The sequence below is a fragment of the Xanthobacter sp. ZOL 2024 genome, assembly GCF_052932325.1.
The window spans coordinates 1,089,717-1,104,951 of record NZ_CM128808.1; the positions used below are offsets into that span (position 1 = coordinate 1,089,717).

Genomic DNA, 15,235 nt, shown 5'->3' on the forward strand with positions numbered 1-15,235 from the left:
GGGGGGTGGCGCGCCTTGACGGTGCTAGCTGCCGATCTGCTTGACCGGCGGCTTGAGACCAGCAGGGCCGGCACGCGGGGCCGACGAGGCCGGCACCGCGTGAGAGCCCACGCTGTGCCCATGGCCGTGACCCGCGCCAGCAGCCTTACCGGGGTGCCCGGCGTGGTGCGCCGCGTGGTGCACATAGGTGCCGCGATGGCCGGTCAGCAGCTTGAACGCGTCGCTGATGCCGATCACCGTTTCGGCGGCGCCCAGCACCAGATAGCCATCGGGCGCCAGCACCCGCGCCATGCGGCCGAGAATATCGGCCTTGGTCGGCGTATCGAAATAGATGAGCACGTTGCGGCAGAAGATGATGTCGAACGTTCCCAGCCCATGGTACGGCTCCAGGAGATTGAACTTCCGGAACTCCACCATGGCCCGCAGGTGGGCCTTCACCTCCCACCAGTCATCGACCTTGCTGAAATGCTTGAGCAGCTGCTGCACCCCCAGCCCGCGCTGCACCTCGAACTGGTTGTAGCGGCCGCCACGGGCCCGCTCCAGCACGTCGGACGACAGGTCGGTGCCGACGATATCCACCCGCCGTGCGCCGATCAGCGCCATGTGCTCGTCCAGCAGCATGGCCAGCGAATAGGGCTCTTGCCCGGTGGAGGCGGCCGCGCACCAGATTCGCAGCTTTTGACCGGGCGCCCGGCTCGCGTGCAGGGCGGGCAGCATGGTCTTGGTGAAGTCGTCGAACGGCGTCTTGTCGCGGAAGAACAGGGATTCGTTGGTGGTCATGGCCTCCACCACCGCGTCGGAAATGAGGGGGGAGCCTCCCTCCCGCAGCACCTGCGCCAGCCGCGCGAAATCCGCGAGCTCGAACTTGCGCAGCAGCGGCACCAGGCGGCTTTCCAGCAGATAGTGCTTGTCGTTGCTCAGTTGCAGCCCGGACCTCTGCTTCAGGAAAGCGGCGAAGAAGTCATAATCCGATGCACTGATCATCGCGCGCCCCCCTCGATCAGGCGGATCACCTTGCGGCCGATGGCGTCCAGCGCCAGCACCTCGCAGGTGTTGCCCAGCGCCGCGGTGGCGCCGGGCATGCCCCACACCACGCACGTCTCCTCGTCCTGCACGATCACGCTGCCGCCGGCGTCCAGCACCACGCCCGCGCCCTTGGCCCCGTCACTGCCCATGCCGGTCAGCACCAGCGCCAGCACGTTGCGCCGGAAGGCCGTGGCCACCGAGCCGAACATGGGATCCACCGCCGGCTTGCAGAAATTGACCGGCGGCCCGTCGGAGAGCCGGATCTTGGCGTTGCCGCCCGCGCCCTCGATCAGCATATGGCGTCCGCCCGGCGCCACATAGATATGGCCGGGCCGCAGCGGCTCGCCGTCCACCCCCTCCGCCGCCGGGCGGCCGGCTGCCCGGCTCACATGCTCGGCGAGGATGGCGGTGAAGGTGGCCGGCATGTGCTGGGTGATCACCACCGGCAGGCGCTCGAGATAGGGGCCGATGGCGGTGAACAGCCGGGTTAGGGCCTGCGGGCCACCGGTGGAGCTGCCCACGGCCAGGATGGTCACAGGTGACATGGAATAGGGGTGCAGCCGCTCGGGCATGGCCCCCCGACTCGCCGGCGCCGCAGGGGCCGGACGATGGCTCGCGGGAGTGGCCGGGGCCGGCCGGGTTTCCACCACGGGGGCCCGGCCGCTGCGGCGCAGGGCCTTCTGGCCAAGGCTGCGCACCTTGGCGATCAGCTCGCTCTTGAACTCGTCGGTGGCGGCGATGCCGCGGCCGGCGTCGGGCTTTGGCAGGTAATCCGCAGCACCCAGGGTAAGCGCCTTCAGGCTCACCTCCGCGCCGCGCCGCGTCAGGGTGGAAGCCACCACCACCATGGTGCTCGGACGCTGCTTCAGGATCAGCGGCAGCGCCGTGAGGCCATCCATCTCCGGCATCTCCAGATCCAGGATGACCACATCCGGCTGGGCGCGCTCCAGATCCTCCACCGCGCGCCGGCCATTGGCATGGGTGGCCACCACCTCGAACAGCGGATCATCGGCGAGCCAGCGCGAGAGGATGCCGCGGACGAACACGGAATCATCCACCACCATGACCCGCACGGCATGGCCGGCGACGGCGGGCCCGGAAGACGAAGCTAAGGTCATGACGGTTCCTTCCCTACCAGGCCCACCGCTTCCAGCTTCTCGCGCAGGATGTCGGCGTCGAACGGCTTCATGATGTATTCGTCGGCCCCCACCGCGATGGCCCGGGCGATGTGGTCCAGGTCGTTCATGGAGGTGCAGAAGATGACCTTCGGCAGGGCCCCGCCATCGCTGGCGCGCAGCTGCTGCAGGAATTGGAGGCCATCCTTCACCGGCATCTGCCAGTCGAGCAGGATTGCATCGGACATGGCATGGGCGCAGAAGTCGAGCGCCGTCTGGCCGTCGACCGCTTCCTCCACGCAGAACGCCAGCCCCTCCAGGATGTTGCGGGCAACCTTCCGCACCAGGCGGGAATCGTCCACCACAAGACAGGTCTTCATGACAGTGCGTCCTAATGGGCGACCGCGGCGGGCAGGCCGTGGGCCGTGCCGGCGCGCTGCAGCACCAGTTCCACGTTCAAGATCAGCATCAGTTCATCGGCGAGCCGGTGCACCCCCGCCGCCAATGCCGCCCAGCGGGCGTCGAGATTGGCGGGATTGGCCTCGCGGCTGTTGGCATCCAGCGCCAGCACCTCGCCCACGTCATCGATCATCAGGCCGAACGCCTCGCCCTGATGCTCGATGCCCACCGCCATGCCGTCCCCCTCGGGCCGGTCGAGGCCCAGGAGCCGGCGCAGGTTCAGCATGGTGACGATGCGCCCGCGCAGGTTCAGCACCCCCTCGATGGCTTCCGCTGAAAGGGGCACCCGCGTCACCGCCTCGGGCACGAACACCTCGTGCACCATGTGGATGGGCAGCCCGAACAATTGCGGCCCGATGCGGACGGTGACGTATTGCTGGGTTGATCCACCCGCGGCATCCTTGCCGATGTGTGCAAGCTCGCTCATGCGGCGGCTCCCTGGTGTCCGGCGAACTCCTTCAGCGCGGCGATGAGGCCGGAGCGGTCGAACTTCGCCACATAATCGGTGAAGCCGGCGGCACGACCACGCTCGATGGCGTCGCGGTCCCGGCCGGCGGAAAGGGCGATGATGGGCAGGTTCTGCCGGCGCGGATTGCTGCGCACGGCGCTGGCGAGGGCGAAGCCGTCCATGTCGGGCAGCTCCACGTCGCTGACGATGGCGTCGAAGCCGCCCTCGTCCTCCAGCCGTTCCAGCGCTTCGCGGGCGGAGGCGCAGGCCGTCACCTCATAGCCATTGCCCTTGAGCACAGGGGCCAGCATGTCGCGATGGAACGAGCTGTCGTCCACCAGCAACAGCCGCGCCCGCGCCGCCGGACGCAGCATCTGGACGAAGCGCTCGCCGAACGCGACATTGATGTAGAAGCCCACGTCCAGCAGTTCTGTGGCCTGGCCGGAAACCACGGTGGCGCCAAGCACCTCGGGCATGTTCGAGGGCGACAACTGGAGATCGAACGGCGTCTCCACGATGTCGACGATTTCGTCCACCACCAGGCCCATGGTGCGCCCGTCATCGGAGAACACCAGCATGGGCTGGGTGCCGCTCTCGGCCCGCCGCACCTCCTCATTGGCATAGAGCACGGGGATCAGCGCGCCGCGATACTGGATCACCGGATAGCCCTTGACCCGCTCGATGCTGGCCACTTCCAGCTCTTCCAGCCGGGTCACCAGCGCCAGGGGCACCGCCTTGAGATTGCGCGATCCGGCGCGGAACAGCAGCAGCGAGGTGCGCTCCTCACTGACCGCGCGACGCACCTCCTCATGGGCGGCGCGGCTGTCCTCCTCGGCCTCCGCCGCGCGGGCGGCGGCGCTCTGGGCGAGGCCGCCCGGATCGACGATCATGATCACCCGCCCGTCGCCGAGAATGGTGCTGCCGGAGACCATGGGAATCTGCCGCAGCGCCGACGACATGGGCTTCACCACGATTTCCTCGGTGTGGGACACCGCGTCCACCACCACGCCGAAGGTCTGGTGGCCCACCTTCAGAACCACGATCAGCGCATCATCACTGCCACCGGTGGGCCGTGCCGCGCCGCCGGTCGAAAGACCAAGCAGGCTGCCGAGGGAGACGATGGGCAACAGCTTGTCGCGCAGGCATAGCACCGGCGCGTCGTTGAGCCACTTCACGGCGTGGTCGGAACCGGGCTGCACGCGCACCAGCTCCACCACCGCGCTCTGCGGCAGCGCGAACCGCTCGCCCTCCGCCCGCACGATCAGCGCCGGCACAATGGCGAGGGTGAGCGGGATCTTGATGATGAAGGTGGAGCCCTGCCCCGCCCGCGAACGCACCTCCACCGTGCCACCGATGGCCTCGATGTTGGAGCGCACCACATCCATGCCGACGCCGCGGCCAGAAACGTTGGTGACCTTCTCGGCGGTGGAGAGGCCGGCGTGGAAGATGTAGCGGAACACCTGGGCGTCCGACATCTTGGCCACCTCGGCCTCAGCGGCGAGACCGTTCTCGATCACCTTCGTGCGGATGCGGGCCACGTTGAGGCCGCGCCCGTCATCGGAGATCTCGACGATGACATGGCCGCCCTCGTGATAGGCGGAGAGGCGGATCAGCCCCCGTTCCGACTTGCCGGCGGCGCGCCGCTCATCGGGGCTCTCCAGCCCATGGTCGGCGGAATTGCGCACCATGTGGGTGAGCGGATCCTTGATCTGGTCCAGCACCTGGCGGTCGAGCTCCGTCTCGGCGCCAATCTGTTCCAGGTCGATCAGCTTGCCCAGATCCTGGGCCAGATCGCGCACGATGCGCGGCAGCTTCTGCCAGGCGTTGCCAATGGGCTGCATGCGGGTGCGCATGACCGCGTCCTGCAGTTCGCCGGTCACGTTGGACAAGCGCTGCAGCGGCACCTTGTATTCGGAATTCTCGTGCCGGCGCGCGATCTCCATCAGCTGGTTGCGGGTCAGCACCAGCTCCGACACCATGGTCATCAGCTGTTCCAGCACGCCGACGCTGACCCGGATGCTCTGGGCCGAGATGGCGGAGGCATGGGCCACTTCCTCCCCCCGCGGCGCCCCCTCCTTGGGCGATGCCGGCGGAACGGCCGCCGCACCCTGGGGCTTGCCGGCCGGGGCCTTGCCAACAGGCGCCTTATCGAGCGCCTTGCCTGCCGCCGGCAGGTCGGGGACCTTGGCGGCGGGAGGCGCAACAGCAGCGGGGGCGGCAACCGGCGCACGGGCGGGCAGCTCCACCTCGGTTTCACGGAACAGGCGCTCCAGTTCGTCGAGGGGAATCTCCCCCGGCAGCAGGTCCCGTTCCAGCTGCTGGGCGGGCGGCGCGGGCGCGATCTCCGGCTCAGGCTCCGGCAGCGCGGCGACGGGTTCCGGCTCGGCGGCGGCCATGGCCTCGAGCAGGGCGATGAGGTCGCGGTCGCTGCCGTCCGGCTCCCGGCCGCCGCTGTCTTCCAGGGCCGCCATCAGCACCTTGATGCGGTCGATGGTGCTCAGCACCAGCCCCACCGCATCGGTGGTCACCGGGCGCCCCTCGCGAAACTTGTCCATCAAGGTTTCGGCGGCATGGGCCAGGGCGGCGAGCCGCGCCAGGCCGATGAAGCCACAGGTGCCCTTGATGGTGTGCACCAGGCGAAAAATGTTGTTCAGGATCTCCGCATTGTTGGGATCCTGCTCAAACTTGACCAGCTCCACGTCGGCCACGTCGAGGCTCTCGTTGGTCTCGGTCAGGAACTCCCGCAAAAGATCATCCATGATCTCAACTCCGAGCAGACGCGGCGCAGCAGCCGGTCAGGGCTTCAAGAAAAGACGTCCCCGCGCCGTCGAGGGTCGCGCCGGCCGGAACGATCCGGCGGCGCGGGGACCAAGGAGCGGCAGCGCGGGATGGAGGGAAGGCCACACCGCCGCTCCGAACGAAGGCCGCTCAGGCGGCCCGCACCCGGGTGATGAAGGCGCTCACCTGGGTGCGCAGCTGCTCGGCCTGGGTCGACAGATCGCTGGCCGCATGAACGATGTCCCCGGAGGCGCGACCGGTGTCCGCCGCCGCGGTGCTCACGCTGGCGATGGAAGTGGAGACGTCGCGGGTGCCGCGGGCGGCCTGGTGCACGTTCTGCGCAATCTCTCCGGTGGCGGTGCCCTGCTCCTCGATGGAGGTGGCGATGGCCCCCGAGATGTCGTCGATGCGCCGGATGGTGCCGGTGATGTCCTCGATGGCCTGCACCACCTCACCAGTGGCGCGCTGCACCTCGGCGATCTGCGACGAGATCTCCTCGGTGGCCTTGGAGGTCTGCTCGGCGAGGCTCTTCACTTCCTGCGCCACCACGGCGAAGCCCCGTCCGGCCTCGCCGGCGCGCGCCGCCTCGATGGTGGCGTTCAGGGCCAGGAGATTGGTCTGGGCGGCAATGTCGGTGATCAGATTGACCACCTGCCCGATCCGCCCCGCGCTCACAGCGAGGCCGCGCACCACCTCGGCGGTGCCCGACGCCTGGGAGGTGGCCTCCGCGGCGACCTTGGCGGCCGTCGCCACCTGACCACCGATCTCCCGGACCGAGGCGGCCAGCTCTTCCGCCGCCGAGGCGGCGATCTGCACATTGCTGGTGGCCTGCTCAGCGGCGGCAGCCACCACCGTGGACTGCCGCGAGGTGTCATCGGCCGACAGGCGCATGGCGCTGGCATTGCGCTCCAGCACCCCCACCGCATCGGCCACCGTCTGCACCACGCCGGAAACCGCCACGTCAAAATCCTGTGCCAGCTGATGCATGCTGGCGCGCTTCTCGTCCTGATAGCGCAAGGCAGCCTCCTCCTGCTCCAGCCGCGCCGCTTCTGCCGTCGTCAGCTCCCGCTGCAGCCGCTCGGTGCTGGACCACAGGTCGCCGATCTCGTCGCGGCCACGCCGCGTCGCCAGCTCCACCGCGAGCTGGCCGCTGGCCAGCTGCCCGATGGCGGTGGAGACCTGCCCCAGCGGCCGGCTCAGCAGCCGCGTGCCGATCCACAGGGCGGTGCCCATGCCCACCACGAGGCCGCTGCCGGTGAAGGTCAGCAGCAGCCACAAAGTCCACTCCGCCACCCGCGCCTCTTCCGCGCGCAGCGGCGCGAGCTGGGCCCGGATCTGCTCGGTGACCTGATCGAGGGACGCCTGCAGCGCCTTGCGGTTGTTGCGATTGGCCTCGTTGTTGCCCTGCAGGTTGGCCGCCGCCGCCCCCTGCTCGAGGCCGAGCCGCACCGTCTCCATGCGAAAATCACGGAAGGCGCTCACATCGGCGGCCACCTGCTCGAAGCTGCGCAGATCGGCCGGCGGGGTGAGCCGTCGCAGCGCCGCCAGGTCCTTCTCCATGTCGCCCAGCGCCCTTTCGAGCCCGGCGGCGAATTTCTTCACCTGGGCGACATCGCTGGCCATGTAGATGCCACGCGATTCCATCACCACCTCGGTGATGCCCGCGTTCAGGCTCTGGACAAGGAAGGCGCGCTGGGAGACCTGGTCGAGCCGCTGGCTCGCCTCCGCCTCCAGTCTCAGCCCATAGATCGCCACCCCGCAGACTGCGACCGTGGTCAGACCCAGCACACCGACGATGGCATATATCTTCCCTGTAATTCTCATGTTTCACCCCTAGTGCCCGGATTTACTTTCGGACGACTTGTGATCTTTTCCGTGATCCTTGGGCGAGGCCGAGGACGCCGTATTCACGCCAACGCCGCTGCGCATGTCGGTCTTGTCGATATAGTTCAGTGAATCGACCAGAACGTCGCGGATGACCTCGCCGTTGAGCCTGGTATTGGTCGCCACCTTGATGCGCTGAAGCATCTCGTTGAGATTGTATTTCGACACCTTGCCGCTCTCGACGCGGCCATTGGTGTAGATCTCTTCGAAGGCGGCATTGACGACAAAGATGACGGGCTCCACCGGAAGCGTGCGCAGCATCGCGGCGTCGGCGGTGTAGACCAGCCGCGCCAGCACATAGCCCTGCACCCCGCCGTTGACGATCATCGGGATGGTGACGTTGGGCGTGCGCCGGTATTCGAGACCGGCCAGATAGGGCTCCTCCGCCTTGCTTGAGGCGGCGCCGGCGGTCCAGTAGGCCGCCGCATAGCTCGACCCCAGCGCCACCGCGCACACCCACACGCCGATGATGATGAAACGGATCATCGCGGCGTCTCGCCCCGCACCGGCCGCGCCGAATAGGTGCCGTCCGACTCCGCCTCACGCAGCGCCGTATCGAGGATCGCACCCACCTCCTGGGCAGCGCCAAGCTGCACCGAGACCAGGTAGCGGTTCTCGTCGAGCTTGTCCTTCAGGCGCCCGACGCGCACCGCCAGTTCCGCATCCTCCCCCGGGGGCAGCGCCCGGGCGGCGCGGCTCAGTTCCAGCAGGCTACGGGTCTTGCGGCGGTTGATTTCCTCGATGTCGAGATCGCCTCCGCCGGCAAGCGCGCCATTCTCCACGTCAAGCACCTCCTCCAGGCGGTCGAGGGCACTGATGAGGGTGGTGCGCACCGGTGTCGATGCGCTGCGGCCACCGGGAAGGAGGGGGGCGAAAAACTCGATGCTCATGCCGTGGCTCCGGTCTTCTCGAGGAGGGGTCCATGGGCGCGCGCGGCCTGCTCCAGCCGCCGGGCGATGCCGATGCCGCCGGCATCGGCGATACGCTCGCCGAGCTTCTCGGTGAGCAGGCTTTTCCAGGTCTGGCCGGCTTGGCTGCTGCCATAGATGCTGCTGGACGCAGGCATCATCTGGTCGAGGAAGCGGGAGACCGCCATGGCCTCGAATTTCTTCAAGGTGGCGCTGCCCGGCGTGGCGGCGGCGAACCCGGTGGCCCCGCGTTCGCTCAGGGCATGGGCGTTGCGCAGATGGGTGAGGGTGGTGCCGGAAAAGCCCAGCCCCGGGGGAATGAGGGCCGCGGCCCGGGCGGCGCTGGCGGCGGCGGCGGGGGCCGCGCCCTCCTCGGTGGCGTCCAGGGCCCGCGCGAAAGCCGCGCCGTCCCCCGGCGACAGGGATTGCAGCTTACCGACCACCGCCCGGGCACGGGAGGCATCGGCGGCCTGCATCACGTCGAAGACGAGATCGGAAGGGGGACGGATGCCCATGCTCTGGCTCCCTGAATGGCTCCCTGAAACGCGCGGGAACGATGACCCCATCAGGGTGCCGGAGCTGGCTTATGCGAGGCTTGCATCCCCATCGTCAGCGGCGCGCAGGGCACTGGCCTCGGCGATTTCCGCCATCTGCCTGCGCTCGGCCGCGGCGCGCGCGGTCGCCGCTGCCGCCGTCGCCAGCCGCTCCGCCCGCTTGGTGGCCAGCGTTTCCTCCCGCACCCGCGCCTGCTCCGCCTGGTGGCGGGCCTCGGCCCGGCTGCTTTCGGCGGCGATCCGCTGCAGGTGGCGCGCGGCATGCTCCAGCAGCACCGGCCCGAGCAGATCACAGGAGAGGGTGGACAACAGGGCCTGCCGCGTCTGGTCCAGCCGTGCCCGCTCGCGGCTCGCCTCGGCAAGGCGCCATTCGGCGGCCCGCTGCAGCTGCTCACGCACGGCGAGGATGCGCTCGGTCTTGCGGTGTCGCGGATCCATGGGCCTCTCCCTCAGCCATTGCGCAGCCACTGGCTGAACGCCAGCAGGAAACCGGACAGCAGCGGCTCGACGCTCGCATAGAGCAGCAGCAGACCGCCGGCGGTGACGAACGGCCCGGCGATGAAGAACACCGGGATCTGCGGCGTGAACTTGTTGATGAGCCCCACCGCGAAATTGACCAGGATCGAATAGAGGATGAAGGGGCTGGCGATGCGCAGCGCGAGCAGGAAGGCGGCGGTGAGCTGGTCCACCAGATCCACCAGCGCCGGCCGCGCGCCAAACAGCGCCCCGGGCGGCACCCGGCGATAGCTGTCGAACAGGCCGCGCACCAGCTCGAGATGCTGGTCCGCCATGAAGATGAGCGCCACGGCGGCGAAGGTGAACAGGGTGGCGAGGGTGGGCAGCGGCGCGTTGTCCTCCACCGAAAGGCCCGGCATGGCGGCCAGGCCCACCGCCTGGGCCATGAAGCTCGCCAGGGTCTCCAGCGCCAGGATGTAGATCCGCGCCAAAAGGCCGATCAGCGCCCCGGTGCCGACCTCGCCGGCGATCATCACCAGCAGCCGTGCCGGGCTTGCCCCCTCCACCTGCGGCGCCACCAGCCCATAGGTGGCCGGCACGAAGGCCAGGGCCACCGCGAGACCGAGAAACAGGCGGACCTGCGGCGGCAGGTTGCGCCCGCCCACCCCCGGCATCAGCATCAGACACCCGCCGATCCGGCAGAACACCAGGAAGCAGGTGAGGATGACGGTGCCGGTGAGCGGGCTCACGCGATCGCCCCCAGGGATTTGATCTCCACACCGCGGGCGATCTCCACATGGGAGAGCACCGGCAGCGAGGGGAACATGCGCTCCACGATCATGCGCACATAGGGGCGGGCATCCGGCGCCGTCACCAGCACGAAGGCCGTGCCGGCGCGCATGCGCTCGCGCACCGCGGTGGCGGCCTCGGCGCCGAACTGCTCCACCAGGCGCGGGTCGATGTCGAACTCGATCACCTCGCCCTTGGCGTCGCGCTTGAGCGCCTGGTGGAAGGCCAGGTCCCATTTGGACCCCAGCCGCAGCACGTTGAGCACCCCGCCCTCGGCGAGATCGCCGCAGATCTGCTGGGCCATGCGCATGCGCACATGCTCGGCCACCTGCTCGGACCGGCGGGCGTGGGGCACGATCTCGGCGATGGCTTCCAGGATGAGGTTGAGATTGCGGATGGACACCCGCTCCGACAACAGCAGCTTGAGCACCGCCTGCAGGCCGGAGAAGGAGATCTGCGCCGGGCAGATGTCCTCGATCAGGCGCTTGTATTCCGGATCGAGCCGGTCGAGCAGGCCGCGCATGTCCTTGTAGGAAAGAAGCTGCGGCAGGTTGTTGGCGATCACCTCGCTGACATGGGTGAGGATCACCGTGAGATTGTCCACCGGCGCGAAGCCCTCGCGCTTCACCTCGCCCGCATAGGCCTCCGCCACCCACATGGCCTTCATGCCGAAGGCCGGCTCGCGCACCTCGTCGCCGGGCACGTCCGGCGCCGGCCCATCGCCCACCACCACCAGCAATTCGCCGATGCGCAGCTCCTGGACGCTCACCACCGTGCCGTGGATCTTGAGCTGATAGCCCTTGGCCGGCACGCCGAGGCTCTCCGTCATGCGGATGTCCGGCACCACGAAGCCATAGCGCATGGCGAACTTGCGCCGCATCTTGCCGATGCGATGGTTGAGCTCGGTGGGCGCGCGCAGCACCTGCCCCGCCAGCTGCTTGCCCACGCACACCTCGATTTCCGCCGTGCGCAGGCTTTCCTTGACGGATTCGCGCGCCTCGCGCTCGGCCTCCTGCTTCTGCGCCACGGCCTTGGCCTCTTCCTCGGCGCGCTGCCTGGCGAGCTGCCGGGGAATGGAATAACCGACGAAGGTCATGATCCCGCCCAGCAGCGCGAACGGCAGCAGCGGCAGGCCCGGCACCAGTGCCAAAGCGAACATGAGGCCGGCGGCCACGAACAGGGCGCGCGGATAGGCCCCAAGCTGGCCCAGCACCGCCTTTTCCGCCCGCCCCCGGGTGCCGCCCTTGGAGACCAGGAGGCCGGCGGACAGCGACACGATGAGGGCCGGGATCTGCGACACCAGGCCATCGCCCACCGACAGGCGGGTGAAGATGTCCGCCGCATCGCCGATGGGCATGCCATGGCGGGTGACGCCGATGATGATGCCGCCAAAAATGTTGACCGCGATGGTGATGAGGCTCGCCACCGCCTCGCCGCGCACGAATTTGGAGGCGCCGTCCATGGAGCCGAAGAAGGAGCTTTCCTCCTCCAGCTCGCTGCGACGGCGCTGCGCCTCCTTGTCGTCGATGAGGCCGCCGTTGAGATCGGCGTCGATGGCCATCTGCTTGCCGGGGATAGCGTCCAGGGTGAAGCGCGCCCCCACCTCGGCGATGCGGGTGGCGCCCTTGGTGATGACCAGGAAGTTCACCGTCACCAGGATCAGGAACACCACGATGCCGATGACGAAGTCGCCGCTCATCACCAGTTGGGAGAAGCCGTTGATGATGCGCCCGGCGGCATGCACCCCATCCCCCCCGTGGGAGAGGATGAGGCGGGTGGTGGCTACCCCGAGGCCGAGCCGCAGCAGGGTGGCGATCAGCAGCACGGTGGGAAAGGCGGAGAATTCCAGCGGTTTCTGGATCCACAGCGCCACCATCAGGATCAGCACCGACAGGGCGATGGACAGAGCAAGGCCGATGTCGATCAGCACCGGCGGAATGGGCAGGAACAGAACCGCGAGGATCGCCACGATGCCCATGGCGAAGCCGATGTCGCGCCGCGAGCGGACGCCCGGTTCATCGATCAGGGACAGATCGGCCATCGGTCAGATTCCCTCGTTCGGGCGTGGCGCAGCACATCGCGGGGCCCTCAGAAGCCGTTGGCGATGTGGCCGTACAGCTCCTCCGTGAAGGCCATGATCTGGGCCCCCATGAACGAGCCGGTGAGGGCCGACACCACCAGCACCGCGATGATCTTCGGGATGAAGGTGAGCGTAACTTCCTGGATCTGGGTCAGCGCCTGGAACAGGGCGATGAGGATGCCCACCAGCATGGCCGCAGCCACCGCCGGCCCGGCTGCCACCAGCACGGTGGAAATGGCGGCGTGGGTGAGGTCGAGCGCATCGGCCTCGTTCATGGCTCAGCTCAGGGTCACGCCGGCGCCGAGCGCCACGCTCTGCCCGTTGGCGAGCGTCGCCACCGGCCCGGACGAGGTGATCTGCACCGACGCCACCGTGCCGCTGACACTGCCATCGGCCGACGTCACCGTGCGGCCCAGGGCGAGGTCGGCGGTCTGCAGGGCGCTGGCGGCCAGAAGCGAGTCCAGCTTGGCGTTGCTGGCCACGCTCTGCTCCACCTGGGAAAAGGAGGCGAGCTGCGACATGTAGGCGGTGGAATCCATCGGCGAGGTGGGATCCTGGTTCTGCAGCTGGGCCACCAGGAGCTGCAGGAACGCGCGATAGTCCACGCTGGACGGCGCGCCGGTGGACGTGGTGGCCGCCGTCGACGCGCTGGATGTCAGCCCCGACGCGGGCATAGTGCTGGAGATCTGGGTCATCGGAAAATCCTCCGTTGCCCCCTTGTGCCCGGCGAAGGTTGCGTGAGGCCGTCGTGCAAGTGGGCAGGGAGGGGCGCAGAGGGGACATGGAGCGGGGCGCGGACACGCGCGGACCCTCAACGACACAACAAAGCGCCCGGCCTTGGGCCGGGCGATGATCAACACGGCGGCCCGCTCAGGGCGTTGTCATGAGCGAGGTGCAGCCCCTCCGGCCGCCCTTTAGGCGGCCTTGGGGGGCACCGAGCCGGTGCGACCCATGATGGCGTCTTCCAGGGGGAACAGCCCGCGCAGGGCGCGCAAGGCGTCGTAGCAGCGCTCCTCGGTCACCAGCCGCCCGACCTCGTCCAGGCTCATCAGCATGGAGGCATTGGAGAAGGCCTGAAACAGGCCTGCGAGATGCCGGAAGCACAGCGCGCGGGCATCCGCCGCGTGGGCCGGGTCCATCAACATGGACTGGATGATGTAATAGAGCTGGCGCAGCGGCGTCGCCGTCTCCTCCACCTGCATCACGTGGCCTTCCAGAAGAAAGGTCGCGTCGTTGAGGATCTCCAGCGTCACCTTGCGATCGGCCCGCAGCACCGCGCCGTTGAGATAGATCTTCTCCCCGGCACGCAGCGAAAGGCGCATGGTCTTGCTCATTTCAGCCCATCCCGAATGGCGCGGTTGACGTCGATCAGCCCCCGCAGCGGGTGGGCCTGTTCGTTGAGGGCGCGATCCGCCTCCTGGATCACCCACAGGCCCAGGGAGGCGAGATCGGCCTTGAGCGCCTGCGGCAGCTCATTATGGCCATCGGCCAGATCGGCGATGAAGAAGCTCCACAGCTTCTGCAGCGTGAGGAGCGCCGCCTGCCGCTCCGGCGCGGCGGCGCCGGTGGCCCGCTCCAGCAGGTCCACCGCGTGGTCGAGCGCCAGGCGCTCGCGTTCGCGGCTCAGGGTCGCGGATTCGTCGAGGATCTCCGCATAGGCGAACTTGTACATGGCGTCCTCGTGCTCACACATAGTTCATGATGGACAGCTGCATGATCCTGGCCGTGGTGGCGTAGGACATCTGCAGCTGCGTGGTCAGCGTATCGAGCCGGGTCTTCGCTTCGGCGGGGTCCACCCCCACCAGGGTGTTGAAGCGGCGGTCGGTGAGGCTCGCCGCCTGGGACAGGGCCGCGTTGGCGGCGGTGACCCGCTGCTGGGAGACGCCGAGGTCGGCGCCCAGCGCCGTCACCCCGCTCACCGCTTCGCCCAGCACCGTGGTGGCCTTCTCCATCACCACCTTGCGGGCGGCGTCGGACAGGCTGGCGGTGCCGAGCTCACCGACCATGGTGAAGGCCATGGCCAGCTGCCGCAGCGGCGCCGCGTTGGCGCTGGCGGAAATCCGCACCCGGCTATCCTGGCTGATGCCCGCGGTCAGCGGCTGGCTCGAGGCCGCGGACCAGCTGTCGCCCCACGCCGGATCGGCGAACAGATCCGCAAAAGTGGTGTCGAGGAAGCGCGCCATGTCGTCGGCCGCGATGGAGCCCACCCTGGGATCGCCCTGCGGGTCGGCCGGATCGAGCCCGAAGGCGGTGGCAAAGGCGGCATCCACCGCCGCCTTGGGGCCAGCGGCATAATCGGCCATGGGCGTGCGGGCGCTGTTGATGCCGCCGAACAGGTAGCGCTGGCCGTCGGACGTGTTGAGGCTGGCGGTGAAGGTGGCCAGCGCGGCACGGCCCTGGGCCGCGAGAATGGCGCCGTTGGCGTTGCCCGACTGCCCGGCCAACAGGTCCTTCAGGAAGCCGTTGGCCTGATCGGAGATCTGGCCAAGCACGGTCTGCGCCCGGCCGAGGATACCGGTGGCGAAGGCATTGCTCTGAATTTGCGCGTCGATGCGCGCGCGGGCCACGCTGAGACCCAGGCTCTCGCCCACGCCTGCACCGAGGGCAAGGCCGATGTCGGCCTTGGTGCCGGTGGACAGCTCCACGGAGGCCCTGGAGATGTCCGCCTGCAGGCGCGGCAACGCCGAGCGGGCGGGGCTGGTCCAGGCGAGGGTGGAGATGGAATTGCTCATCATCGC

At 68.6% G+C, this 15,235-nt stretch carries 17 protein-coding genes; all 17 read right to left on the reverse strand.

Features of this window, described 5'->3' with window-relative positions:
• Positions 1 to 24: 24 nt before the first annotated feature.
• The 17 genes from ACU4E7_RS05275 to ACU4E7_RS05355 all read right to left on the reverse strand — a co-directional run bounded on the left by ACU4E7_RS05275 (position 25) and on the right by ACU4E7_RS05355 (position 15,232).
• A complete protein-coding gene (locus ACU4E7_RS05275; RefSeq protein WP_447020887.1) occupies positions 25 to 984 on the reverse strand; it encodes a CheR family methyltransferase in 960 nt (319 codons plus the stop codon).
• The gene (locus ACU4E7_RS05280) at positions 981 to 2,144 is read right to left on the reverse strand and encodes a protein-glutamate methylesterase/protein-glutamine glutaminase (RefSeq protein WP_238123895.1); all 1,164 of its coding nucleotides are present in this window, start codon (positions 2,142 to 2,144) and stop codon (positions 981 to 983) included. The genes ACU4E7_RS05275 and ACU4E7_RS05280 overlap by 4 nt, the downstream gene beginning before the upstream one ends.
• The gene (locus ACU4E7_RS05285; RefSeq protein WP_447020888.1) at positions 2,141 to 2,521 is read right to left on the reverse strand and encodes a response regulator; all 381 of its coding nucleotides are present in this window, start codon (positions 2,519 to 2,521) and stop codon (positions 2,141 to 2,143) included. The genes ACU4E7_RS05280 and ACU4E7_RS05285 overlap by 4 nt, the downstream gene beginning before the upstream one ends.
• An 11-nt stretch (positions 2,522 to 2,532) precedes the next feature.
• Entirely contained in the window at positions 2,533 to 3,027 is a 495-nt protein-coding gene (locus tag ACU4E7_RS05290) for a chemotaxis protein CheW (protein ID WP_238123893.1), read from the reverse strand.
• Positions 3,024 to 5,807: a hybrid sensor histidine kinase/response regulator gene (locus ACU4E7_RS05295; protein WP_447020889.1), complete on the reverse strand. Its 2,784-nt coding sequence runs from the start codon at positions 5,805 to 5,807 to the stop codon at positions 3,024 to 3,026. Before ACU4E7_RS05295 ends, ACU4E7_RS05290 begins: the two co-directional genes overlap by 4 nt.
• Positions 5,808 to 5,976: 169 nt before the next feature.
• Positions 5,977 to 7,650 (reverse strand): methyl-accepting chemotaxis protein, encoded by a 1,674-nt coding sequence (locus ACU4E7_RS05300; RefSeq protein ID WP_447020890.1) that lies wholly within the window; start codon positions 7,648 to 7,650, stop codon positions 5,977 to 5,979.
• 9 nt (positions 7,651 to 7,659) lie between these two features.
• Positions 7,660 to 8,196, reverse strand: coding sequence for a hypothetical protein (locus ACU4E7_RS05305; protein WP_447020891.1), 537 nt, complete (start codon positions 8,194 to 8,196; stop codon positions 7,660 to 7,662).
• The gene (locus ACU4E7_RS05310) at positions 8,193 to 8,600 is read right to left on the reverse strand and encodes a hypothetical protein (protein WP_238123889.1); all 408 of its coding nucleotides are present in this window, start codon (positions 8,598 to 8,600) and stop codon (positions 8,193 to 8,195) included. The genes ACU4E7_RS05305 and ACU4E7_RS05310 overlap by 4 nt, the downstream gene beginning before the upstream one ends.
• On the reverse strand, positions 8,597 to 9,133 hold the full coding sequence (locus tag ACU4E7_RS05315; RefSeq protein WP_238123888.1) for a rod-binding protein: 537 nt from the start codon (positions 9,131 to 9,133) through the stop codon (positions 8,597 to 8,599). Before ACU4E7_RS05315 ends, ACU4E7_RS05310 begins: the two co-directional genes overlap by 4 nt.
• Positions 9,134 to 9,202: 69 nt before the next feature.
• A complete protein-coding gene (locus tag ACU4E7_RS05320) occupies positions 9,203 to 9,610 on the reverse strand; it encodes a hypothetical protein (RefSeq protein ID WP_238123887.1) in 408 nt (135 codons plus the stop codon).
• A gap of 11 nt (positions 9,611 to 9,621) precedes the next feature.
• Positions 9,622 to 10,377 carry a flagellar biosynthesis protein FliR gene (fliR, locus tag ACU4E7_RS05325; protein WP_447020892.1) on the reverse strand — a complete coding sequence of 252 codons (756 nt, stop codon included), beginning with the start codon at positions 10,375 to 10,377 and terminating at the stop codon, positions 9,622 to 9,624.
• Positions 10,374 to 12,458: a flagellar biosynthesis protein FlhA gene (flhA, locus tag ACU4E7_RS05330; protein WP_447020893.1), complete on the reverse strand. Its 2,085-nt coding sequence runs from the start codon at positions 12,456 to 12,458 to the stop codon at positions 10,374 to 10,376. The genes fliR and flhA overlap by 4 nt, the downstream gene beginning before the upstream one ends.
• A 47-nt stretch (positions 12,459 to 12,505) precedes the next feature.
• Positions 12,506 to 12,772, reverse strand: coding sequence for a flagellar biosynthesis protein FliQ (gene fliQ / locus ACU4E7_RS05335; RefSeq protein WP_238123884.1), 267 nt, complete (start codon positions 12,770 to 12,772; stop codon positions 12,506 to 12,508).
• Between the two features lie 3 nt (positions 12,773 to 12,775).
• Positions 12,776 to 13,192 (reverse strand): flagellar hook assembly protein FlgD, encoded by a 417-nt coding sequence (gene flgD / locus ACU4E7_RS05340; RefSeq protein ID WP_447020894.1) that lies wholly within the window; start codon positions 13,190 to 13,192, stop codon positions 12,776 to 12,778.
• 219 nt (positions 13,193 to 13,411) lie between these two features.
• The gene (flbT, locus tag ACU4E7_RS05345; RefSeq protein ID WP_447020895.1) at positions 13,412 to 13,831 is read right to left on the reverse strand and encodes a flagellar biosynthesis repressor FlbT; all 420 of its coding nucleotides are present in this window, start codon (positions 13,829 to 13,831) and stop codon (positions 13,412 to 13,414) included.
• On the reverse strand, positions 13,828 to 14,169 hold the full coding sequence (flaF, locus tag ACU4E7_RS05350; protein WP_447020896.1) for a flagellar biosynthesis regulator FlaF: 342 nt from the start codon (positions 14,167 to 14,169) through the stop codon (positions 13,828 to 13,830). The genes flbT and flaF overlap by 4 nt, the downstream gene beginning before the upstream one ends.
• Positions 14,170 to 14,182: 13 nt before the next feature.
• Positions 14,183 to 15,232, reverse strand: coding sequence for a flagellar hook-associated family protein (locus ACU4E7_RS05355; RefSeq protein ID WP_447020897.1), 1,050 nt, complete (start codon positions 15,230 to 15,232; stop codon positions 14,183 to 14,185).
• Positions 15,233 to 15,235 lie beyond the last annotated feature (3 nt).

What these genes read in the sequence shown, in the direction of transcription:
- fliQ (WP_238123884.1), bottom strand. Translation starts at nt 12,772, where the DNA reads ATGAACGAGGCCGATGCGCTCGACCTCACCCACGCCGCCATTTCCACC.
- ACU4E7_RS05310 (WP_238123889.1), bottom strand. Translation starts at nt 8,600, where the DNA reads ATGAGCATCGAGTTTTTCGCCCCCCTCCTTCCCGGTGGCCGCAGCGCA.
- ACU4E7_RS05280 (WP_238123895.1), bottom strand. Translation starts at nt 2,144, where the DNA reads ATGACCTTAGCTTCGTCTTCCGGGCCCGCCGTCGCCGGCCATGCCGTG.
- ACU4E7_RS05290 (WP_238123893.1), bottom strand. Translation starts at nt 3,027, where the DNA reads ATGAGCGAGCTTGCACACATCGGCAAGGATGCCGCGGGTGGATCAACC.
- ACU4E7_RS05300 (WP_447020890.1), bottom strand. Translation starts at nt 7,650, where the DNA reads ATGAGAATTACAGGGAAGATATATGCCATCGTCGGTGTGCTGGGTCTG.
- ACU4E7_RS05305 (WP_447020891.1), bottom strand. Translation starts at nt 8,196, where the DNA reads ATGATCCGTTTCATCATCATCGGCGTGTGGGTGTGCGCGGTGGCGCTG.
- flhA (WP_447020893.1), bottom strand. Translation starts at nt 12,458, where the DNA reads ATGGCCGATCTGTCCCTGATCGATGAACCGGGCGTCCGCTCGCGGCGC.
- flgD (WP_447020894.1), bottom strand. Translation starts at nt 13,192, where the DNA reads ATGACCCAGATCTCCAGCACTATGCCCGCGTCGGGGCTGACATCCAGC.
- ACU4E7_RS05320 (WP_238123887.1), bottom strand. Translation starts at nt 9,610, where the DNA reads ATGGATCCGCGACACCGCAAGACCGAGCGCATCCTCGCCGTGCGTGAG.
- ACU4E7_RS05355 (WP_447020897.1), bottom strand. Translation starts at nt 15,232, where the DNA reads ATGATGAGCAATTCCATCTCCACCCTCGCCTGGACCAGCCCCGCCCGC.
- ACU4E7_RS05285 (WP_447020888.1), bottom strand. Translation starts at nt 2,521, where the DNA reads ATGAAGACCTGTCTTGTGGTGGACGATTCCCGCCTGGTGCGGAAGGTT.
- ACU4E7_RS05315 (WP_238123888.1), bottom strand. Translation starts at nt 9,133, where the DNA reads ATGGGCATCCGTCCCCCTTCCGATCTCGTCTTCGACGTGATGCAGGCC.
- ACU4E7_RS05275 (WP_447020887.1), bottom strand. Translation starts at nt 984, where the DNA reads ATGATCAGTGCATCGGATTATGACTTCTTCGCCGCTTTCCTGAAGCAG.
- ACU4E7_RS05295 (WP_447020889.1), bottom strand. Translation starts at nt 5,807, where the DNA reads ATGGATGATCTTTTGCGGGAGTTCCTGACCGAGACCAACGAGAGCCTC.
- flbT (WP_447020895.1), bottom strand. Translation starts at nt 13,831, where the DNA reads ATGAGCAAGACCATGCGCCTTTCGCTGCGTGCCGGGGAGAAGATCTAT.
- flaF (WP_447020896.1), bottom strand. Translation starts at nt 14,169, where the DNA reads ATGTACAAGTTCGCCTATGCGGAGATCCTCGACGAATCCGCGACCCTG.